Source organism: Streptomyces griseicoloratus (assembly GCF_014534645.1).
In the GTDB taxonomy this organism is placed as follows: domain Bacteria; phylum Actinomycetota; class Actinomycetes; order Streptomycetales; family Streptomycetaceae; genus Streptomyces; species Streptomyces griseicoloratus.
This window is the reverse complement of record NZ_JACVQF010000189.1, coordinates 149,153-169,375: the sequence shown is the minus strand read 5'-3', so window position 1 is coordinate 169,375 and position 20,223 is coordinate 149,153. Positions and strand designations below refer to the sequence as shown.

The window sequence follows — 20,223 nt, the reverse complement described above, 5'->3', positions numbered from 1 at the left end:
TGCACAGGCCGACGAAGCGCGGGCCCGGCACCGACAGACGGGCTTCACCATGGCGGCCGAACCCGTGCACAGGCCGACGGGGCGCGGGGCTCGGCGCTGACGGAGCGCCCTCACCACGGCGGCCGAACCCGTTCGCGGGACGGCGGGCCGCGCGATGGTGCGGCCCCGCGCCCCCGGCCGGACCGCCCCCGGTCAGACCAGTGCGGCCGTCTTCCGCCTGGCGCCGCCCGGGGCCGCGTCGCCCGCGGCGATGCCCGTGCTGCGGTAGGACCGGACCGCCTTGCCCGCCGGGCGGCCCCCGTTCCTCGCGAGCCAGTCCACGCGGACCCACAGCAGGGCGTCCTCGGCCTGCTCGCGGCGGCCGATCCAGGCCGCCTTCAGCCACAGGCCCGCGCCGCAGCCGGCCAGCAGCAGGCCGCCGGCGGCGGGCACCGCGAAGGCGCTGCCGAGCGCGGCGAGGAAGGCGAGCAGCAGCCACCAGCGGTGGCCCCGGCGCCAGTTGCGCACCGACACCGCGCGGTCCTGGAGGACGTCGTGCTTGCCCGCACGGGCGGCCGAGCGGGCCAGGGCGGCGTACCTCCTGCGGCGCACGGACGCCACGACGGCCGCCGCGACGACGAACAGCGCGGCACCGGCCAGCAGGCCGATCCGGCGTCCCGTCAGTCCCGGCACCAGCACGCCGATGCCCGCAGCGCACACGCCCAGCCACCACAGCGGCGCCGCCCCCGCCCGTACGACGACGGCGACCCGAGCCAGCCCCTGTCCTCCGCGTGCCACGTTCAGCCTCCCGTCCCAGATGTGCGAAGCGTCCGAAGGGTCGTCAGGGCAGGCACGTTAACGGGACAAGGTGAGACGAGTCTGAGAACTGCGGCGCGGCGACGCGCTGGTGGGTCATTCCACGAACAGCCCCCGCGCCGCCGCCTTCGCGTCGAACTCCTCCAGGCGGGCCTGGGCGTCCGGCAGGTCGTCACACATCGCCTCCAGCAGCACCCGGCCGAGGAGCATCGGCGCGCACGCCGTGTCGAAGGCGAGCCCGGTACCGACGGCGGCGGGCAGCAGCAGATCGGACACCTTGGCGACCGGCGCGAAGGCGGAGTCGGCGACCGTCACCACCGTCAGCCCCGCCTCCTTGGCGTGGGCGAGCGTGTCGACGACCTCGCGCGGGTGCCGGGGCAGCGCGAAGCAGAGCAGAGCCGTCGCCCCGGCCCGTACGGCGGCGTCGATGCGGTCGTGGATCATCGTGCCGCCCTCGTTGAGCAGCCGGACGTCCGGGTGGACCTTGGCGGCGAAGTAGGCGAAGCCGTGCGCCTGGGCCGCCGCCGCCCGCAGCCCGAGCACCGGCAGGGGCCGGCTCCCCGCGAGGACCCGGCCCGCCTCGCGCACCGGCCCCGGGTCGGCCAGCGCCTCCGCCAGGTGGCGCAGGTTCTCGATCTCGGCCTCCACGGCCTGCTGGTACTCGTTGCGGAACCCGGTCTGCTCGGCCGGCTCCGCGGGGGCGACCTCGCGCAGATGCCGGCGCAGCGCGGGGTAGCCGTCGAAGCCGAGGGCGACGGCGAAGCGGGTCACGGACGGCTGGCTGACCCCGGCCAGCTCGGCCAGCTCCACACTGGACAGGAAGGGCACGTCGGCGGCCCGCCGCACCATGCTGTGCGCGATGCGCCGCTGGGTCGGCGTGAGCCGGTGCCCCTCGAAGAGCGCCTGCAGCCGCGCGGCCGGGCTGTCGGTCCCGCTCATGACGTGCTCCCCCTCGACCTATTCACGTTCCCCGAGTCCTGCATACCTTTATACAGCCGAAGGGCAGCGCACACGTAGGCGGCCGGACGCCCCGGCCCCCGCACCCCTCCCGGCCCCTCCCGTCGCCCCCCGGGTGAAAACGGGGGCTAACCCCCGTGCCTCCGGCTCCCCGGCTCCTTACCGTGGGACTCATGACCGGAATGGACGCGCAGGGCCCCGACCTGAAGAAGGAACTCGACGCCACCCTGCAGGCCCGCAGGGAACTGGGCGAGGAGTACGACTCCGCCCTGGTCGACTCGTTCCTGGAGAAGGTCGACCAGCGCATCGACGGCGCCGTCGAGCGCCGGGTGCGCCGACAGCTCGCGGAGCAGCAGATGGCGGCGGCCCGCGATGCCCGGTCGCCGAGGGCCACGGACTCCTGGGGCGAGCGTTTCGGCTTCGGCATCGTCTCGCTGGTCCTCGCGATCCCGCTCTCCGCCATCGGCGGCGGCGTCGGGAACCTCTCCGGGCTGCTGGTGGCGTGGGCCGGCATCGTCGGCGTGAACGTCGTGCAGGTCGCCCGCACCAACCCGGGCCTCTTCGGCCGGCGCCGGCCGGACCGGGACAGCGACTGGGACGCCTGACGCCGGGCCGCAGCGCGCGGCCGGACGCCGGGTGCCGGGGACGCGCCGGCAGACAGCCGCCGGGTCGTGCCGGGGTCGCACCGGCTGACAGCCGCTGGGGGAAAGTGTTGCGCGGGGACCGCCGCACCCCCGTCGCCGGGGGGCGGGACGACGGCGGTCCCCGCGAGGGACGCGGGGCCTGGCCCCAGGGCCGGGCGGCGCGTCCGTGGCGTCCTTGGAGGTCCGGGAGCCGCTCCGGAGAGTCCGTGACGCCGTTCGGTGCCGGCCGGAGCGGGAGGCCTCCCCGCCTGGGAGGTGTCCCCGCCGCCTTGCCGACATCCCCTACTGTGCAGGACCCGTGTTAAGCGTGTGCTGCGTGAACGTGACGCGCTCGTACCACTTCGCGAACCCCCCGGAACCCGCGGTCCACCGCGAGTTCGCCCCGGTCACCCGCGGTTCACCGGGGGTTCGCCGCCCCGTCGGGCTACTTTCCGCCCTTGGCGAGGAAGGCCAGCAGGTCCTGACGGCCGATCACACCGGTCGGCTTGCCCTCCACGAGCACGATCGCCGCGTCCGCCGTGCCGAGCACCTGCATCAGGTCCGCGACCGGCTCCCCGGAGCCGACCTGCGGCAGCGGCGCCGACATGTGCTTCTCCAGCGGGTCCTCCAGCGAGGCGCGCTTGGCGAACAGCGCGTCCAGCAGCTCGCGTTCCACGACCGAGCCGACGACCTCGGCGGCCATCACGTCCGGGTGACCGGCACCCGGCTTGACGATCGGCATCTGCGACACGCCGTACTCGCGCAGCACCTCGATGGCCTGGCCGACCGTCTCGTCCGGGTGCATGTGGACGAGGGAGGGGATGGAGCCGCCCTCCTTGTCGTTCAGGACGTCGCCGACGCGGGCGCTGGGCCCGGCGTCCTCCAGGAAGCCGTAGTCGGCCATCCACTCGTCGTTGAAGATCTTGCTGAGGTAGCCGCGGCCGCTGTCCGGCAGCAGCACGACCACCACGTCGTCCTCGCCGAGCCGCTCGGCCACCCGCAGCGCCGCCACGACGGCCATGCCGCAGGAGCCGCCCACCAGCAGGCCCTCCTCCTTGGCGAGCCGCCGGGTCATCTGGAAGGAGTCCTTGTCGGACACGGCGACGATCTCGTCGGCGACGGTGCGGTCGTACGCCGTCGGCCAGAAGTCCTCACCGACGCCCTCGACGAGGTACGGCCGCCCGGAGCCGCCCGAGTAGACCGAACCCTCCGGGTCCGCGCCGACGACCTTCACCCGGCCGTCGCTGACCTCCTTCAGATAGCGGCCGGTGCCGGAGATGGTGCCGCCGGTGCCGACGCCCGCGACGAAGTGGGTGATCTTCCCCTCGGTCTGCTCCCACAGTTCCGGGCCGGTCGAGTGGTAGTGGGAGAGCGGGTTGTTCGGGTTGGAGTACTGGTCCGGCTTCCAGGCGCCCGGCGTCTCACGGACCAGCCGGTCGGAGACGTTGTAGTAGGAGTCCGGGTGCTCGGGGTCCACCGCCGTCGGGCACACGACCACCTCGGCGCCGTAGGCGCGCAGCACGTTGATCTTGTCGGTGGACACCTTGTCCGGGCAGACGAAGATGCACTTGTAGCCCTTCTGCTGGGCCACGATGGCGAGCCCCACGCCCGTGTTGCCGCTGGTCGGCTCGACGATCGTGCCGCCCGGCTGCAGCTCTCCGCTCTGCTCGGCGGCCTCGATCATGCGCAGGGCGATGCGGTCCTTCACGGAGCCGCCGGGGTTGAAGTACTCCACCTTGGCCAGGACGGTCGCCCTGATGCCCTTGGTCACGCTGTTGAGCCGCACCAGCGGGGTGTTGCCGACGAGGCTGATCATCGAGTCGTGGAATTGCACCGTTGTCTCCGGATGCTGCAAAAGAGTGTGGTCGTAGTGGTGCCGCCAGCCTATGGCTTGCCGATGGCCCGTGACGGTCGTTCACTCCCCGTTGAGATTGGGCGACCGTCCGTACGGGGCAAGCACTGGGTGTACGGGTTCGAGGAGGTGGCGGCGACGCATGACGAGCATGTCGAGGGCGAGGGTGGCCCGGCGGATCGCGGCCGGTGCGGCCTACGGCGGTGGCGGGATCGGACTGGCCGGTGCGGCCACCGTCGGGCTGCTGCTGGCGGAGGTGCAGCTGGCCAGGCGCCGGGTGGGCAACGGCACGTCGGGCCGGGTGCCCAACGCGGAGGGGCTGTACGGCGGCACCCTGCCGACGTCCGGTGAGCCACCGCTGCGGCTGGCGATGCTGGGCGACTCCACGGCCGCGGGGCAGGGCGTGCACCGGGCCGGGCAGACACCGGGCGCGCTGCTGGCGTCCGGGCTCGCGGCGGTGGCCGAGCGTCCGGTGCGGCTGAGGTCGGTCGCGGTACCGGGAGCCTGTTCGGACGACCTGGACCGGCAGGTCGCGCTGGTGCTGGCGGACCCGGACCGGGTGCCCGACATCTGCGTGATCATGATCGGCGCCAACGACGTCACCCACCGCATGCCGGCCACCCGCTCGGTCCGTCATCTCGCGGGCGCGGTCCGGCGGCTGCGCACGGCGGGCGCGGAGGTGGTGGTCGGCACCTGCCCCGACCTGGGCACGATCGAGCCGGTGCGGCAGCCGCTGCGCTGGCTGGCCCGGCGGGCCTCGCGGCAGCTGGCGGCGGCGCAGACGATCGGCGTCGTCGAGCAGGGCGGGCGCACGGTGTCGCTGGGCGACCTGCTGGGCCCGGAGTTCGCCGAGAACCCGCGCGAGCTGTTCGGCCCCGACAGCTACCACCCCTCGGCCGAGGGTTACGCCACGGCGGCGATGGCGGTGCTGCCGACCGTGTGCGCGGCGCTCGGTCTGTGGCCGGCGGAGGAGGAGCGCCCCGACGCCCTGCGCCGCGAGGGCTTCCTGCCGGTGGCCCGGGCGGCGGCCGAGGCAGCCTCCGAGGCGGGCACGGAGGTCGCGGCGGCGATGCCGACGGGGCCGCGTGGACCGTGGGCGCTGCTCAAGCGCCGGCGGCGGCGCCGGGTGGCGGAGGCAGAGCCGGAGCCGTCGGCGCAGCCGTCGTAGGCCCGGGTCCCAGACGGAAAGCAAGCGCTTAGTAAATTGCGGTCAGGGTCACACCGCACGACCCGTGACCCGGGCCATACGTGCGGGTAACTTCCCAACCAGCCCTGCCCGCCCCTCGCACTCCTGGAGCCGTGATGCCCGAAGCCGTGATCGTCTCTGCCGCCCGCTCCCCCATCGGCCGCGCTTTCAAGGGCTCCCTGAAGGACCTGCGCCCCGACGACCTGGCCGCCACGATCATCCAGGCCGCCCTGGCCAAGGTCCCCGAGCTGGACCCGAAGGACATCGACGACCTGATGCTCGGCTGCGGCCTGCCCGGCGGCGAGCAGGGCAACAACCTCGGCCGGATCGTCGCCGTGCAGATGGGCATGGACCACCTGCCCGGCTGCACGATCACCCGGTACTGCTCCTCGTCCCTGCAGACGTCCCGCATGGCCCTGCACGCCATCAAGGCCGGCGAGGGCGACGTCTTCGTCTCGGCGGGCGTCGAGATGGTCTCCCGGTTCGCCAAGGGCAACTCGGACAGCCTGCCGGACACGCACAACCCGCTGTTCGCCGAGGCGGAGGCCCGCACCGCCGAGGTCGCCCAGCAGGAGGGCACCACCTGGCACGACCCGCGCGAGGACGGCCTGCTCCCCGACCCGTACATCGCGATGGGCCAGACCGCCGAGAACCTCGCCCGCTGGAAGGGCGTCACCCGGCAGGAGATGGACGAGTTCGGCGTCCGCTCGCAGAACCTCGCCGAGGAGGCCATCAAGAACGGCTTCTGGGAGCGCGAGATCACCCCCGTGACGCTCCCCGACGGCACGGTGATCAGCAAGGACGACGGCCCCCGCGCCGGCGTGACCATGGAGGGCGTGGCGGGCCTGAAGCCGGTCTTCCGCCCCGACGGACTCGTCACCGCCGGCAACTGCTGCCCGCTCAACGACGGCGCCGCCGCCCTGGTCATCATGAGCGACACCAAGGCCCGCGAGCTGGGCCTGACCCCGCTCGCCCGGATCGTCTCGACCGGCGTCTCCGGCCTCTCCCCCGAGATCATGGGCCTCGGCCCGGTCGAGGCGAGCAAGCAGGCGCTGTCCCGCGCCGGGCTGACCATCGACGACATCGACCTGGTCGAGATCAACGAGGCGTTCGCCGCCCAGGTCATCCCCTCCTACCGCGACCTCGGCATCCCGCTGGAGAAGCTGAACGTCAACGGCGGCGCCATCGCCGTCGGCCACCCCTTCGGCATGACCGGCGCCCGCATCACCGGCACGCTCATCAACTCCCTCCAGTGGCACGACAAGCAGTTCGGCCTGGAGACGATGTGCGTCGGCGGCGGCCAGGGGATGGCCATGGTCATCGAGCGCCTGAGCTGAACGGCCCCTGAAGGACGGTCGGTAGCCCTTGCGGAACCCTGCGTGACCCGTCGGCCCGGAACCCTGGAGGCACCAGGGTTCCGGGCCGTTTTGTGACCCAATCTGCCCCAGGATGTGACCTACCTCTCCCTCACCTGGCTTTTCGCAGGTCAGACGAGTCGCACCCGCCCCTTCCGGGCCCAAAGTCCTGTCCGTTTCGTGACGTTACGCACTGACAGGGGGTTAGTCCGCCCTTCAAGCTGATGTAGGAAGTCGGGGGTCGACTTTGAACCGGGAGTACGTCAGTGAGCGCCATGCCGATCGCCCTGCTGCTCACCACGGCAGCCACCGGCGCCGTGGGCGTCGCCGTCCTGCGCAGCGTCATGGTGCTGCGCCGCCAGGTGACCGCACTGCGCACCGAGCTGGCCGAGAGCCGTGCCGCCGCCGCGCGGGGCCGCGTCCCGGCCGCGCGCACCACCGCCGACGCCGACGAGATACGCGCCGCCGTCGCCGAGGCGCTGGCGGAGGAGCGGGAGCGGGAGCTCGCCGAGGCCCGGGCGTTCTGGGCCGCGCAGGAGGCCCGCGACGCCTCGGACGCGCCGCTGCTGCTGGGTCTGGCCGACAGTGAGCTGTTCCTGCCCCGCCAGGCCGATTTCGCGGGCCTGGAGCCGGTGACCGAGCCGGGCGCCGACACCGAGGAGCCGGCCGAGTCGGCCGAGCTGGCCGCGGCGCGCCGCCGCCACCCCTCGCACCCGGACTTCGTACCGAACCCGTCCCCGGCCGGGAACGACCACGAGCGCACCATCGCCGCCCTGGAGGAACTGGCCGCCGGCCGGGTCCCGCTCGCGGACGTCCGCCCCGGCCCGCTGGGCACGCTCGACGTGTACGTCTTCGCCGACGGCACGACCCTGTGCATGACCCCGGGCCACCGCGAGACCGCGGAGCGCCTGGCCGCCGCCCTGCACGCGGGCGAGACGCCGTACCTGCTGGGCGGCTCCGGGATCTCCGGCGCCTACACGCTGACCTTCTCCTGCGGCGAGGAGAGCGTGTACATCCTGGCGGACCGGGTCATCGCCTCCGCGTAGCGCCCCGGCCCGGCGTCACACCCCGGCCCGCTTGCGCGCCTCCTCCACCAGCGCCACCGCTTCCTCGACCTGGCCGTCGTCCGTGAGGACGACGGCCAGGTCGTGCACGGCGACGGTGATCTGGTCCGCCGCCGCGAACATCCCGGCGTCCGGCATCCGGCGGGGCTCCGCGTCCGGATCCTCCGCCAGCTGGGCGCGGCGAGCCAGCTCCCTGGCCAGTTCCAGTGCCTCGGCGGCGGCCCCGCGTTGCAGCCGGCTCTGCGGAGCGGCCCTCAACCGGTCGGCGAAGTCGTCCACGGCACGGATCAGAGGCGTCGTATCAACCACGGCGCGAGCGTACGCGCCGCTCCGGGACTGTTGCCAACGGGCGAACGCTCAGGCACGGTGACGTGAAGGACCGGCTTACACCCTTTGCGTACGGAGGCGCCGATGTCCCAAGTCTTCTCCGAGGAGACCCATCGCAACCTGCTCGCCCGCATCCCCCACTGCACCGGTCGTGAGATCTCCGACTGGTTGCGCACCGTCGAGGACGGCCCCGCCCTCTTCCGCTTCGAGGAGAAGGTCAGCTGGCTCCGCCACGAATACGACCTCGCCTACGGCCACGCGAAGGCGATCGTCCACGAGTACGACCTGAGGAGGGCCGCACGCAAGCTGCTCTAGGCGTGCACTGCCGCTACGACGACGAAGGGCCCCGGGCGTGCAGCCCGGGGCCCTTCGGTCACCCGTGTCGGGGTACGGCGTCCTAGTCGTTGCTGTTGAGGATCGAGATGAGTCGCAGGAACTCCAGGTAGATCCACACCAGGGTCAGCGTGAGGCCGAAGGCGGCGAGCCAGGCCTCCTCGCGCGGGGCGCCGTAGGCGAGGCCGTCCTCGACCTGCTTGAAGTCCAGGGCGAGGAAGCAGGCGCCGAGGATGATGCCGACGATGCCGAAGACGACACCGAGGGCGCCGCTGCGGAAGCCGAGGCCGTCACCGCCGCCGAAGACGGCGAACAGCAGGTTCACCGCCATCAGGAACACGAAGCCGAGCGCCGCCGCCATCACGAAGCCGTAGAAGCGGCGGTTGACGCGGATCCAGCCCGCCTTGTAGGCGATCAGCACACCGGCGAAGACCGCCATCGTGCCGATCACGGCCTGCATGGCCGCGCCGTCCGCGATGCGGTTGTCGACGACGCTGGAGACGACGCCGAGGAAGACGCCCTCGAACGCCGCGTAGAGCAGGATCAGCGCCGGCGAGGCCTTGCGCTTGAAGGACTGGACGAACGCCAGGACCATGCCGATCAGCGCGGCACCGATGCCGATGCCGTAGGAGCGGTTGATGTTGGCGTCGTCGACGGGCAGCAGGGCCCAGGCGAGCGCGGCCGTGACCACGAGCACGCCGAGCGTGCTCGCCGTCCGCATGACGACGTCGTCCATCGTCATCCGTCCGGCGGTGGCCGGCGCCTGCGGCGGCGCGCCGTGCTGCAGGTCCTGCTGGGCGTACGGATTCTGCGCGTACGGGTTCTGCGCGTACGGGTTACCGGCCGGCTGGGCGTACGGGTTGCCCTGCGCGTACGGATTGCCCTGGGTGGCGACGGCGGGACCCCCGGCCTGCGGCGCGGCGTTGAAGCCCGCGTAGCCGTTGTCGCGGCTGAACCCCCGTCGCGAGAAGACCGGGTTTCTGCTCCTCATTTCACTCCTCCATGGCCACACTGCGCAGCCTTGGCTCAAGAGTAATAGAACGGCAAAGGATTGACCCTACTGCTTGGGGAGGATCTTTCCCTGGCAGTGCTCTGCAACACGCTACGCGGCCCCGTGATTCCCCTCACTGGCGGGCACGGTGTTCACCCGAGCGGGAAGCCCGTGTAGCCCTCGGCGAGGTCGGTCTCGGCGGCGCGGGAGGAGGCGATCCGGTCCAGGCGGGCCAGCTGGACGCGGTCGTCGAAGGGGGTGGCGTCGGGGGCGCGGTGCAGCATGGTCGTCATGTCGTAGGAGAACCGCTCGGCCTGCCAGACGCGGCGCAGACAGGTGGCGGAGTAGGCGTCGAGCAGGGCGTCGGAGCCGGTCTCCCGGCGGTGCGTGAGCGCCCGCGCGAGGGTGACGACGTCACCGACGGCGAGGTTCAGGCCCTTGGCGCCGGTGGGCGGCACGATGTGCGCGGCGTCGCCGGCCAGGAAGAGGCGGCCGTACCGCATGGGCTCGTGGACGTAGGAGCGCATCGGCGTGACCGACTTCTGGGTGATCGGGCCGCGCCGGAGCGTCCAGTCGTCGGCCGTCTCGAAGCGGCGCTCCAGCTCGTCCCAGATCTCCTCGTCGCTCCAGGAGTCGGCGTCCGTGCCGGCGGGGACCTGGAGGTAGAGGCGGGAGACGGACGGGGAGCGCATGGACAGCAGGGCGAAGCCGCGGTCGTGGCGGGCGTAGACCAGCTCGTCGTGCGAGGGGGCGACGTCGGCGAGGATGCCGAGCCAGCCGAAGGGGTACGTCCGTTCGAACGTGCGGCTCAGCTCGGCCGGGACCGCCCTGCGGGCCACGCCCCAGAAGCCGTCGCAGCCGACGACGTAGTCGCACTCCAGGACGTCCTCGGTGCCCTCGTGCCGGAAGCGGACGCGCGGATGGTCGGTGCCGGCGCCCTCGACGGCCAGCGCCTCCGCCTCGAACAAGAGCGGGCCGCCCTCCTTGAGCTGGAGGGCGATGAGGTCCTTGCAGACCTCGGTCTGGGCGTAGACCATCACGGACTTGCCGCCGGTGAGCGCGGGGAAGTCGACGCGGTGGCGCCGCCGGTCGAAGCGCAGCTCGATCCCGTCGTGCCGCAGTCCCTCACGGTCCATCCGCTCCCCGGCCCCGGCCGCGCGCAGCACGTCGACGGTGCCCTGCTCCAGGATCCCGGCGCGCTGCCGCCGCTCGACGTAGGCGCGGTCCCGGCTCTCCAGGACGACCGAGTCGATCCCGGCGTTGTGGAGCAGCCGGGCGAGGAGGAGTCCGGCGGGGCCGGCCCCGATGATGCCGACGGTGGTGCGCATCGGTCGTTCCCTTCGATTGGCGTCGTTGCCGCTGAGCGCTGTTCCGCGCATTGTTCGCGTGGTGAAATTTCCTTCACCATCTGCTGACGTGAGTTTCCGACCGCCGCGCGCCGCTGTCAACGGTCTGCGGTGAAGTCCTGGAAGGAAGGGATACGGGGACAAAGGCGTCGGAAGTGCCCGGAACCGGACTTGAACCGGTACGCCCGCGAGGGGCAGCGAGGTTTAAGCTCGCCGTGTCTGCATTCCACCATCCGGGCAGGCCATGGGCTCCGCGTCGAGTGTCCCGAGCCTATCGGGACGCGTCCTGCGAACAGCGGGAGGGCGAACCGATGTTGTCTTATTTTATTGATGTCTGAGGGTGCATCAGCCACGCGAACGGGCCATCCGCACTTGCCAATAGCCTTGCGTGCGGCGGTGGGCCGCGCATGCGGAATGACGGAATTTCACCGTCTCGACAAGGTCGCTCCACCTGTTCTCGCGGTACGTCCACGACGACGCCGCGGCTCAGGGTCGCCCGTCCTCCCCAGGTATGACACGAGGCCGCTCCGTCCGACCGAAGTCGCCCCCCGGAACCGGAACAGCGGCTGACTACACGGCGCTCCGGCGCCGGGACGATGGATGACGTCCGCCGAACACACCGCCGTCCCGACAGGAGCGCCTTTCCCGTGACCACCGCACCCATCGCCGACCGGTCCACCGCCGTGGCCGCACGCGCCACGGAGCTTTCGAAGATCTACGGCCAGGGCGAGACCCAGGTGGTCGCCCTGGACCGGGTCTCCGTCGACTTCCCGAGGGCCGAGTTCACCGCGATCATGGGCCCCTCCGGCTCCGGCAAGTCCACGCTGATGCACTGCGTGGCCGGCCTGGACACCTTCTCCTCCGGTTCGGTGCGCATCGGCGACACCGAGCTGGGCTCCCTGAAGGACAAGCAGCTGACCAAGCTGCGCCGGGACAAGATCGGCTTCATCTTCCAGGCGTTCAACCTGCTGCCGACCCTGACGGCCCTGGAGAACATCACGCTGCCGATGGACATCGCGGGCCGCAAGCCGGACAAGCAGTGGCTGGACTCCGTGATCCAGATGGTGGGCCTGTCCGGACGGCTCGGGCACCGCCCCTCCCAGCTGTCCGGCGGCCAGCAGCAGCGCGTCGCCGTGGCCCGGGCGCTGGCCTCCCGGCCGGAGATCATCTTCGGTGACGAGCCGACCGGCAACCTCGACTCCCGTTCGGGCGCCGAGGTGCTGGGCTTCCTGCGCAACTCGGTGCGGGAGCTGGGGCAGACGGTGGTGATGGTGACCCACGACCCGGTGGCCGCGGCCTACGCGGACCGGGTCGTCTTCCTGGCCGACGGACGGATCGTCGACGAGCTGTACGGGCCGACGGCCGACTCGGTGCTGGACCGCATGAAGCGGTTCGACGCCAAGGGCCGCACGAGCTGACGTCCCCTCACCTCACGCACGTACCTCCGGACAGAGAAGACCCATGTTCCGTACCGCCTTGCGCAACGTACTCGCGCACAAGGCCAGGCTGTTGATGACCGTGCTCGCCGTGATGCTCGGCGTGGCGTTCGTGTCGGGCACCCTGGTCTTCACCAACACCATCTCCGACGCCCTGCAGAAGAGCTCGGCCAAGGGCTTCGACCACGTCGACGTCGCCGTGCAGGCCAAGTACCAGGACGCCGAGGGCGACAGGGTCGGCAAGGAGCCCGAGCTGACGAAGGCCGTCCTCGACCGCAGCGCCGAGGTCCCCGGCGCGGCCTCCGCGATCGGTGTCGTCGGCGGCTTCACCGCCATCGCCGACCAGGACGGCAAGCTGATCGGCGACGGCTTCAGCACGCGGGGCGGCAACTACTGGGGCACCAAGGACCCCCGGTACCCGCTGGTGGAGGGGCGCGCCCCGAAGGGCGAGGGCGAGATCCTCATCGACTCCAGGACCGCCGAGCGCGCCGGCTACGAGGTCGGCGACACCGTGCGGATGTCGGTCGACGGCCCCGTCCTGAAGCCGACGGTCACCGGCGTCTTCACCACCGACGACGGCACCGTCGCCGCCGGCGGCAGCCTCGCCCTGTTCGACACGGCGACCGCGCAGAAGCTGTTCGGCAAGCCGGGCACGTACGACGAGATCGACGTCCAGGCGAAGGCGGGCGTCACGCAGGCCGCGCTCAAGGCCCAGCTGGACGAGGCGCTGCCGAAGGGCGTCACCGAGACCACCACCGGCCAGAAGCTCGCCGACGACCAGGCGGAGATGATCGCCTCGTCGATGAGCGGCATGAAGCAGGGCCTGCTGGTCTTCGCCGGCATCGCGCTGTTCGTCGGCACGTTCATCATCGCCAACACCTTCACGATGCTGGTCGCCCAGCGCACCAAGGAGCTGGCGCTGCTGCGCGCGGTCGGCGCCTCCCGCCGCCAGGTCACCCGGTCGGTGCTGATCGAGGCGTTCGTGGTCGGCGCGGTCGCCGCCGTCGTCGGCCTGCTCGCGGGCATCGGCATCGGCGCCGGGCTGCGCTCCCTGATGGGCGCCCTGGACGCGACCGTGCCCGACGGGCCGCTGGTCATCAGCCCGGGCACCATCGTCACGGCCCTCGCGGTCGGCGTGCTGGTCACCATGCTGGCGGCGTGGCTGCCCGGCCGCCGGGCGGCGAAGATCCCGCCGGTGGCGGCGATGAGCAGCCTGCACGCCAAGGCCACGACCAAGTCGCTGGTGCTGCGCAACACGCTCGGCGCCCTGTTCTCGGCCGCCGGCATCGCGGTGGTCCTCGCGGCGACCACGATGAGCGGCTCGGACGGGCAGGCCCCGATGGGGCTCGGCGCGGTGCTGCTGATCGTCGGCGTGTTCATCCTGACGCCGCTGCTGTCCCGCCCGCTGATCGCCGCCGCGGCACCGGTGCTGCGCCTGTTCGGCGTCTCGGGCAAGCTGGCCCGGCAGAACTCCGTGCGCAACCCGCGCCGCACGGCCGCGACCGCCTCGGCGCTGATGATCGGCCTCACCCTGATCACCGGCATGACGGTGATGGCGGGCAGCCTGCAGAAGTCCATCGACAAGATGGCGTCGGCGGCGATCGAGGCCGACTACGTGGTCTCCATGGCGAACGGCAACCCGCTCTCGCCGGACGTCGCCGAGAAGCTGCGCCGGGCCGACGGCGTCACCGCCACCAGCCCGCTGCGCAACGCGGCCTCGCGCATCGACGGCGAGACGGAGTACCTCACCGGTGTGACCGGCTCCACGATCGGTGAGCTGACCGACCTCAGGGTCGAGCAGGGCGCCTTCGAGGTCGGCGGCACGAAGGTCGTCGTGGACGGCGACACCGCGAAGGAGCACGGCTGGAAGGCCGGCTCGGACTTCACCGTCGCCTACGAGGACGGCGAGAAGCAGCGGCTGACCGTCGCCGGGGTCTACGAGGGCAACGACATGATCCGCGGCATCATGCTCGACACCGCCGCGCTCGCCCCGCACCAGTCGGACCCGGTCGACATGCAGGTGATGGTGAAGACCTCCGACGGGGCCTCGGCGTCGGCGAAGGACGGCCTGGAGAAGGCCCTCGGCTCCAACCCCGCGATCAAGGTCCAGGACAAGAAGGACATCTCCCAGGAGATCGCCCAGATGTTCACGCTGGTGCTGAACATGCTCTACGGCCTGCTGGCCATGGCGGTCATCGTGGCGGTCCTCGGGGTCATCAACACCCTGGCGATGTCGGTCTTCGAGCGTTCGCAGGAGATCGGCATGCTGCGGGCGATCGGTCTGGACCGCCGGGGCATCAAGCGGATGGTCCGCCTGGAGTCCCTGGTGATCTCCCTCTTCGGCGGCGTACTCGGCGTCGGGCTGGGCGTGTTCTTCGGCTGGGCGGCCGGGCAGCTGCTGGGCTCGACGATGGCGACGTACGAACTGGTCCTGCCCTGGGGCCGGATGGCCGTGTTCCTGCTGCTGGCCGCCGTGGTGGGCGTCCTGGCGGCGCTGTGGCCGGCCCGCCGGGCGGGGCGCCTGAACATGCTCCAGGCGATCAAGACGGAGTAGCCGGACGGACGGCAGGCAAGGGCCCCGTTCCCGTGAGGGAGCGGGGCCCTTGCGCGTACGGACCGCGGTCAGTTCCAGGTGCGGGCACGCAGCGGCATGCCCGAGTCGCCCCGGTCGGGGGTCTTCACGGCGAGGACCTGGTTGACGCCGATGCGGTTGCGTTCGAAGGAGAGCGCGGAGGCCGCCATGTACAGGCGCCAGACACGGGCGCGGCCGGGGCCGGTGAGCTGCACGGCACGGTCCCAGCCGGCCTCCAGGTTGGCGACCCAGCGGCGCAGGGTGAGCGCGTAGTGCTCGCGGATCGACTCCACGTCGCGCACCTCGAACCCGGCGCGCTCCAGCTGGGTGACGGTGGTGCCGATGGGCGCCAGCTCGCCGTCGGGGAAGACGTAGGCGTCGATGAACTCGTCCACGCTGTAGGCGGACTCGTCCTGCTGGGGGCGGCGGGCGATCTGGTGGTTGAGGAGCCGCCCGCCGGGCTTGAGGAGGCGGTAGAGGTCGCCGGCGTACTCCAGGTACCGTTCGGCGCCGACGTGTTCGGCCATGCCGATGGAGGAGATGGCGTCGTACGGCCCGTCGGCGACGTCCCGGTAGTCCTGGACGCGGATCTCCACCCGGTCCGTCAGCCCCTCGTCGGCGACGCGCTTGCGGGCGTAGGCGGCCTGCTCCTGGGAGAGCGTGACGCCGACGACGCTCACGCCGTGCTCGCGGGCCGCGTGGATCGCCATGGAGCCCCAGCCGCAGCCGACGTCGAGCAGGCGCTGACCGGGCCTCAGGCCGAGCTTGCGGCTGACGAGTTCGAGCTTGTCGCGCTGGGCGTCCTCCAGGGTGCCGCCCTCGGACTCGGGAGCCGTCCAGTAGGCGCAGGAGTAGACCATGGAGGGGCCGAGGACCAGCTCGTAGAAGTCGTTGCCGACGTCGTAGTGGTGGCTGATGGCCCGCCGGTCGCTGCGCCTGGTGTGCAGATGGCCGCGGACCCGGCGGACCTCCTCGCGGGGCGGGGCGGGCGGCAGCGGCGGACCGGCCAGCCTCACCAGGCCGCGTACGGCGGCCCGGACCTCGGGGTCGCGCAGGGCGGCGGTGAGCGTGCGGGCGTCCTCCCCGCGCTCCCAGATGAGACCGGCGAGCAGGTCGAGGGCGGAGTAGAGGTCCCCCTCGACGTCCAGGTCACCGGCCACCCAGGCGCGGGCCAGGCCCAGTTCGCCCGGCTTGAACAGCAGGCGGCGCAGGGCCCGGCGGTGTCGTACGACGAGGGTCGGCGCGCCCGGCGGCCCCGCCTGCGAACCGTCCCAGGCGCGGATGCGCACCGGCAACGGTGCTCCCAGCAACTGTTCGAAGAGGCCCTGCAGCCGCAGCGCGGCATCAGCCATGGCGTACCTCCGTGACGTGCGATCCCGGAATGTCCATCACCACGTAAACACCTGTGGGCCCCGGGTACAGTCCCCGGCACGCGTTACGACTGAGCAAAATGCCTGTACACACCACGCATTTGGTCGCCCGTCCGGCGCAACGCCGAAGGGGCCGCCCGCACCACGGATGGCGGACGGCCCCTTCGGGCGTGTCACGGGTGACCGGAGGTCAGGAGGCCTTGGCCTTCTCCTCGGTCTTCGGCGCGGCGGCGACCGGCGCCGGCTTGGCGGCCTCGTAGAACTCCTCGCGCGGGGACTCGATCGCACCGAGCGAGACGACCTCGCGCTTGAGGAACATGCCGAGCGTCCAGTCCGCGAAGACACGGATCTTGCGGTTCCAGGTCGGCATCGCCAGCCCGTGGTAGCCGCGGTGCATGTACCAGGCGAGACGTCCCTTGAGCTTGATCTTCATCTTGCCCATGACGATCATCGCGACGCCCTTGTGCAGGCCGAGGCCCGCGACCGCGCCCTTGTTGGCGTGGCTGTACTCCTTCTGCGGGAAGCCCCGCATGCCGGAGACCACGTTGTCGCCGAGGACCCTGGCCTGGCGCAGCGCGTGCTGGGCGTTCGGCGGGCACCAGGCGTTCTCGTTGCCCGCCTTGCGGGCGGCGAGGTCCGGCACCTGGGCGTTGTCGCCCGCGGCCCAGATGTAGTCGGTGCCCGTGACCTGGAGCGTCGGCTCGCAGTCGACGTGACCGCGGGGGCCCAGCGGCAGACCGAACCGGGCGAGGGCCGGGTTCGGCTTGACGCCCGCCGTCCACACGATGGTGTTGGAGTCGACCTCGAGGCCGTTCTTCAGCACGACGTGGCCGTCGACGCAGGAGTCCATGGAGGTCGACAGGTAGACCTCCACACCGCGGCCCTCGAGGTGCTCCTTGCCGTACTTGCCGAGCTTCGGGCCGACCTCCGGGAGGATCTTGTCGGCGGCGTCGACGAGGATGAAGCGCATGTCCTCACGGGACACGTTGTTGTAGTACTTCGCCGCGTCCCGGGCCATGTCCTCGACTTCACCGATGGTCTCCGCACCGGCGAAGCCACCGCCGATGAAGACGAAGGTGAGCGCCTTGCGGCGGATCTCCTCGTCGGTGGTGGAGTCGGCCTTGTCGAGCTGCTCCAGAACGTGGTTGCGCAGGCCGATGGCCTCCTCGATGCCCTTCATGCCGATGCCCTGCTCGGCGAGGCCGGGGATCGGGAAGGTGCGGGAGACCGCGCCCATCGCGATGACCAGGTAGTCGAAGGGCAGCTCGTACGACTCGCCCGTGAGCGGGGCGATCGTGGCCACCTTGCGGTCCTGGTCGATGGTGGTGACCCGGCCGGTGAGGACCTCCGCCTTGGGGAGCACACGTCGCAGGGGTACGACGACGTGCCGCGGGGAGATGTTGCCGGCGGCGGTTTCGGGAAGGAAGGGCTGGTAGGTCATGTACGACCGGGGGTCGACGACGGTGACGGTCGCCTCTCCGTAACGCATCTTCTTCAGGATGCGTCGAGCTGCGTACAGGCCTACGTACCCACCGCCTACTACGAGGATCCTGGGACGCTCCGTGGTGCTCATGCCATCGAGTATCCACCCGTCCCGGGGGGGTCGTTCGTGCGCCCCTTCACAAGCTTCGGCAGGGGCTGTGCTACTATCCGCCGCCCACGTGACGGAGGTCATGGTGCCGGAAGGGAACCAGCGTGTAGTGCACGCCGTTGTCAATGCCGCGTGAGCTGCCCCTCCGGCTCGCCGAGGCCCCTGAACCACCCCTTCCGGCGACCGTCTCCGGGGGCTCTCGCCACACCGCCCTGAACGCGTTCAAAGGGCAGTTGAGCCCCCAAAAGGGTCAACGGAGGCGCCCGTGTCGTCCTAGCGGGCCCAATTCCTTGTGAAGAACTTCACGAACTTTCCCGACGGAGTGTCGCCGAGGGGCGCACAGAGCCCCCTCGGACGCGCTCAAACGTCGTTCACCCTGCTCGGCCGGGGGGCTACGCCACCGACCACGCGATGCCGTCGAGGATGTCGTGCTCGCTCACGACGACATCCTCCGCCCCGGTCCGCTCCATGATCGCCAGCAGGACGAGGGCCCCGGCGGCGATCACGTCGACACGGCCCGGATGCATGGACGGCACCGCCGCCCGCTCGGCGTGGGTGGAGTGCAGCAGCCAGTCGGCGATCTCGCGGACCCGGTCGTGGGAGACCCGGGAGTGGTGGATGGCCGCCGAGTCGTACTCCGGCAGCTCCTGGGCGATCGCGGACACCGTGGTCACCGAGCCGGCCAGCCCCACCAGCGTGCGCGCCTCGCGCAGCGGCACGGTCTGCTCGGCCAGGTCGAGGGCCGCCTCGATGTCCGCCCGCATCGCGGCGATCTGCTCCTCGGCGGGCGGATCGGTCACCGCGCCGTCCCGCACCAGGTGCCGCTCGGTCATCCGCACGCAGCCGACGTCGACGGAGCGGGCCGCGCGCACGTGGTCGTCGCCGACGACGAACTCGGTCGAGCCGCCGCCGATGTCCACGACCAGGAACGGACGGTGCAGGTCCGCGCGCCCGGTCAGCTCCTTGGTGGCGCCGGTGAAGGAGAACTCGGCCTCCTCGTCGCCGGTGATCACCTCCGGTTCCACGCCCAGGATGTCCAGCACCCCGCGCACGAACTCGTCCCGGTTCTCGGCGTCCCGGGAGGCGGAGGTCGCCACGAAACGCAGCCGTTCGGCGCCGTGCTCCTTGATGATCCCGGCGTACTCCCGGCAGGCGGCGAAGGTCCGCTCCAGCGCCTCGGGCGCCAGCCGCCCGGTGCGGTCCACGCCCTGGCCGAGCCGCACGATGGTCATGCGCCGGTCGAGTTCGACCAGCTCGCCGGTCTCCGGGTCGGCGTCCGCGACCAGGAGCCGGATGGAGTTCGTACCGCAGTCGACGGCGGCGACACGGGTCACTTGGCGTCCTCCTCGTCCGTACCGGCCACGCACGGCCCCTTCAGCCACCACTCGGGCAGCATCGCGAGCGCCTCGTCGCCCAGCGGGTTGACACCGGGGCCGGCCGCCAGCGAGTGGGCGACCAGCACGTGGAGGCACTTGACCCGGTCGGGCATGCCGCCGGCGCTCGGGAAGCCCGTCAGCTCCTCGATCTCGTCGCGGCGCCGGATGTAGTCCTCGTGCGCGGCGCGGTAGGCGGCGGCCAGTTCGGGGTCGGTGGCCAGCCGCTCGGTCATCTCCTTCATCACGCCGTTCGCCTCCAGCGTGCCGATCGCCGAGGCGGCCCTCGGGCACGTCAGGTAGTACAGCGTGGGGAACGGCGTGCCGTCGGGCAGCCGCGGTGCCGTCTCCACGACGTCCGGCTGCCCGCACGGGCAACGGTGCGCGATGGCGCGCAGTCCGCGCGGGGGACGCCCGAGCTGCTGCTTGAAGGCCTCGACGTCCGCGTCGGTGGGTTCGGTGCGCGGAGTGGGCGGCGGGGGCGATTGCATGGCTGTCTTCTGCTGGTCTTCCTGTTGATTCACTGGTCGCGGGCGGCGTCGGCCTTGTCGACCCCGTCCCAGAGGTTGCGGTACCAGGGGCGGTCGGCGGAGCCGAGGTCGGTGCGCGACTGCTCGGCCGCGTCCGGGTCGATGACGATGTACCCCGTCTCCCCCGGCATCACGTAGTGCAGCCGCAGCCGGATCTGCTGTTCGGCGTAGGCGTCGTCCTGCCAGCGTGCCTTGAGGTCGCGCAGCTGCTCGACCCGTTCCTCGGTCTCCTGCCGCTGCCGCTGCAGGTCGGCGATCTCGGCGCGCTGGGCGACGTACTGCCGTATCGGGTAGGCGAGCGCCACGACGAGCGTGCAGATCACCATCGCCAGCAGCGCCGCCCGGCCGGTGAGCCGGGAGCGGCGGGCCTGGCGCTTGGTCTGCGAGCGGTAGACCCGGGCCGCGGTCTGCTCCCCGATCAGCCGGATCCGGGTCGCGGTGGAGAAACGGTCCCGGCCGGTCACGGAGTCTCACCTCGCATGCCCACGCCGACTGCCCCACCGCCCTGCCGGGGGTCCGGGG

18 protein-coding genes and 1 tRNA gene are annotated in these 20,223 nt (G+C 71.7%); 7 read left to right on the top strand and 12 right to left on the bottom strand.

What is annotated here, in order from left to right:
* Positions 1 to 192: 192 nt before the first annotated feature.
* Positions 193 to 777, bottom strand: coding sequence for a hypothetical protein (locus tag H0H10_RS16060; RefSeq protein ID WP_188181636.1), 585 nt, complete (start codon positions 775 to 777; stop codon positions 193 to 195).
* Positions 778 to 891: 114 nt separating this feature from the next.
* On the bottom strand, positions 892 to 1,734 hold the full coding sequence (locus H0H10_RS16055; RefSeq protein WP_188181635.1) for a MurR/RpiR family transcriptional regulator: 843 nt from the start codon (positions 1,732 to 1,734) through the stop codon (positions 892 to 894).
* A gap of 200 nt (positions 1,735 to 1,934) precedes the next feature.
* On the opposite strand from H0H10_RS16055, the gene H0H10_RS16050 reads away from it, so the two are divergent.
* The gene (locus H0H10_RS16050; RefSeq protein WP_188181645.1) at positions 1,935 to 2,357 is read left to right on the top strand and encodes a hypothetical protein; all 423 of its coding nucleotides are present in this window, start codon (positions 1,935 to 1,937) and stop codon (positions 2,355 to 2,357) included.
* A 463-nt stretch (positions 2,358 to 2,820) separates the two neighbouring features.
* On the opposite strand, the gene H0H10_RS16045 is transcribed toward H0H10_RS16050, so the two are convergent.
* A complete protein-coding gene (locus H0H10_RS16045) occupies positions 2,821 to 4,209 on the bottom strand; it encodes a cystathionine beta-synthase (RefSeq protein ID WP_188181634.1) in 1,389 nt (462 codons plus the stop codon).
* A 160-nt stretch (positions 4,210 to 4,369) separates the two neighbouring features.
* On the opposite strand from H0H10_RS16045, the gene H0H10_RS16040 reads away from it, so the two are divergent.
* From H0H10_RS16040 to H0H10_RS16030, 3 genes are all read left to right on the top strand, one after another.
* On the top strand, positions 4,370 to 5,395 hold the full coding sequence (locus H0H10_RS16040; RefSeq protein ID WP_188181633.1) for an SGNH/GDSL hydrolase family protein: 1,026 nt from the start codon (positions 4,370 to 4,372) through the stop codon (positions 5,393 to 5,395).
* A 134-nt stretch (positions 5,396 to 5,529) separates the two neighbouring features.
* Positions 5,530 to 6,750: an acetyl-CoA C-acetyltransferase gene (locus tag H0H10_RS16035; protein ID WP_188181632.1), complete on the top strand. Its 1,221-nt coding sequence runs from the start codon at positions 5,530 to 5,532 to the stop codon at positions 6,748 to 6,750.
* A 284-nt stretch (positions 6,751 to 7,034) separates the two neighbouring features.
* Positions 7,035 to 7,814 (top strand): hypothetical protein, encoded by a 780-nt coding sequence (locus tag H0H10_RS16030; RefSeq protein ID WP_188181631.1) that lies wholly within the window; start codon positions 7,035 to 7,037, stop codon positions 7,812 to 7,814.
* Between the two features lie 15 nt (positions 7,815 to 7,829).
* On the opposite strand, the gene H0H10_RS16025 is transcribed toward H0H10_RS16030, so the two are convergent.
* Positions 7,830 to 8,141 carry a hypothetical protein gene (locus H0H10_RS16025; RefSeq protein WP_188181630.1) on the bottom strand — a complete coding sequence of 104 codons (312 nt, stop codon included), beginning with the start codon at positions 8,139 to 8,141 and terminating at the stop codon, positions 7,830 to 7,832.
* Positions 8,142 to 8,243: 102 nt separating this feature from the next.
* Here H0H10_RS16025 and H0H10_RS16020 point away from each other — a divergent pair, with 102 nt between their 5' ends.
* The gene (locus H0H10_RS16020; protein WP_188181629.1) at positions 8,244 to 8,474 is read left to right on the top strand and encodes a DUF4287 domain-containing protein; all 231 of its coding nucleotides are present in this window, start codon (positions 8,244 to 8,246) and stop codon (positions 8,472 to 8,474) included.
* Positions 8,475 to 8,556: 82 nt separating this feature from the next.
* Here the strand turns inward: H0H10_RS16020 and H0H10_RS16015 are convergent, their stop codons facing one another.
* The 3 genes from H0H10_RS16015 to H0H10_RS16005 form a co-directional block, all read right to left on the bottom strand.
* Positions 8,557 to 9,483 (bottom strand): Bax inhibitor-1/YccA family protein, encoded by a 927-nt coding sequence (locus H0H10_RS16015; RefSeq protein ID WP_188181628.1) that lies wholly within the window; start codon positions 9,481 to 9,483, stop codon positions 8,557 to 8,559.
* A 152-nt stretch (positions 9,484 to 9,635) separates the two neighbouring features.
* Entirely contained in the window at positions 9,636 to 10,811 is a 1,176-nt protein-coding gene (locus H0H10_RS16010) for a 4-hydroxybenzoate 3-monooxygenase (RefSeq protein WP_188181627.1), read from the bottom strand.
* A gap of 174 nt (positions 10,812 to 10,985) precedes the next feature.
* Positions 10,986 to 11,068 (bottom strand) — tRNA-Leu (locus tag H0H10_RS16005).
* A 408-nt stretch (positions 11,069 to 11,476) separates the two neighbouring features.
* Between H0H10_RS16005 and H0H10_RS16000 the strand changes: the two genes are divergently transcribed.
* Both H0H10_RS16000 and H0H10_RS15995 read left to right on the top strand, forming a co-directional pair.
* A complete protein-coding gene (locus tag H0H10_RS16000) occupies positions 11,477 to 12,247 on the top strand; it encodes an ABC transporter ATP-binding protein (protein ID WP_188181626.1) in 771 nt (256 codons plus the stop codon).
* 43 nt (positions 12,248 to 12,290) lie between these two features.
* Entirely contained in the window at positions 12,291 to 14,819 is a 2,529-nt protein-coding gene (locus H0H10_RS15995; RefSeq protein WP_188181625.1) for an ABC transporter permease, read from the top strand.
* A gap of 68 nt (positions 14,820 to 14,887) precedes the next feature.
* Here H0H10_RS15995 and H0H10_RS15990 read toward each other — a convergent pair whose 3' ends face one another.
* From H0H10_RS15990 to H0H10_RS15970, 5 genes are all read right to left on the bottom strand, one after another.
* Positions 14,888 to 16,189 (bottom strand): SAM-dependent methyltransferase, encoded by a 1,302-nt coding sequence (locus H0H10_RS15990; RefSeq protein ID WP_188181624.1) that lies wholly within the window; start codon positions 16,187 to 16,189, stop codon positions 14,888 to 14,890.
* Between the two features lie 208 nt (positions 16,190 to 16,397).
* Positions 16,398 to 17,780, bottom strand: a complete 1,383-nt coding sequence (locus tag H0H10_RS15985) for an NAD(P)/FAD-dependent oxidoreductase (RefSeq protein ID WP_188181623.1) — start codon at positions 17,778 to 17,780, stop codon at positions 16,398 to 16,400.
* A 410-nt stretch (positions 17,781 to 18,190) separates the two neighbouring features.
* Positions 18,191 to 19,132, bottom strand: coding sequence for a Ppx/GppA phosphatase family protein (locus H0H10_RS15980; RefSeq protein WP_188181622.1), 942 nt, complete (start codon positions 19,130 to 19,132; stop codon positions 18,191 to 18,193).
* Positions 19,129 to 19,662: a DUF501 domain-containing protein gene (locus tag H0H10_RS15975; RefSeq protein WP_188181621.1), complete on the bottom strand. Its 534-nt coding sequence runs from the start codon at positions 19,660 to 19,662 to the stop codon at positions 19,129 to 19,131. The genes H0H10_RS15980 and H0H10_RS15975 overlap by 4 nt, the downstream gene beginning before the upstream one ends.
* 29 nt (positions 19,663 to 19,691) lie before the next feature.
* A complete protein-coding gene (locus tag H0H10_RS15970) occupies positions 19,692 to 20,165 on the bottom strand; it encodes an FtsB family cell division protein (protein ID WP_188181620.1) in 474 nt (157 codons plus the stop codon).
* Positions 20,166 to 20,223 lie beyond the last annotated feature (58 nt).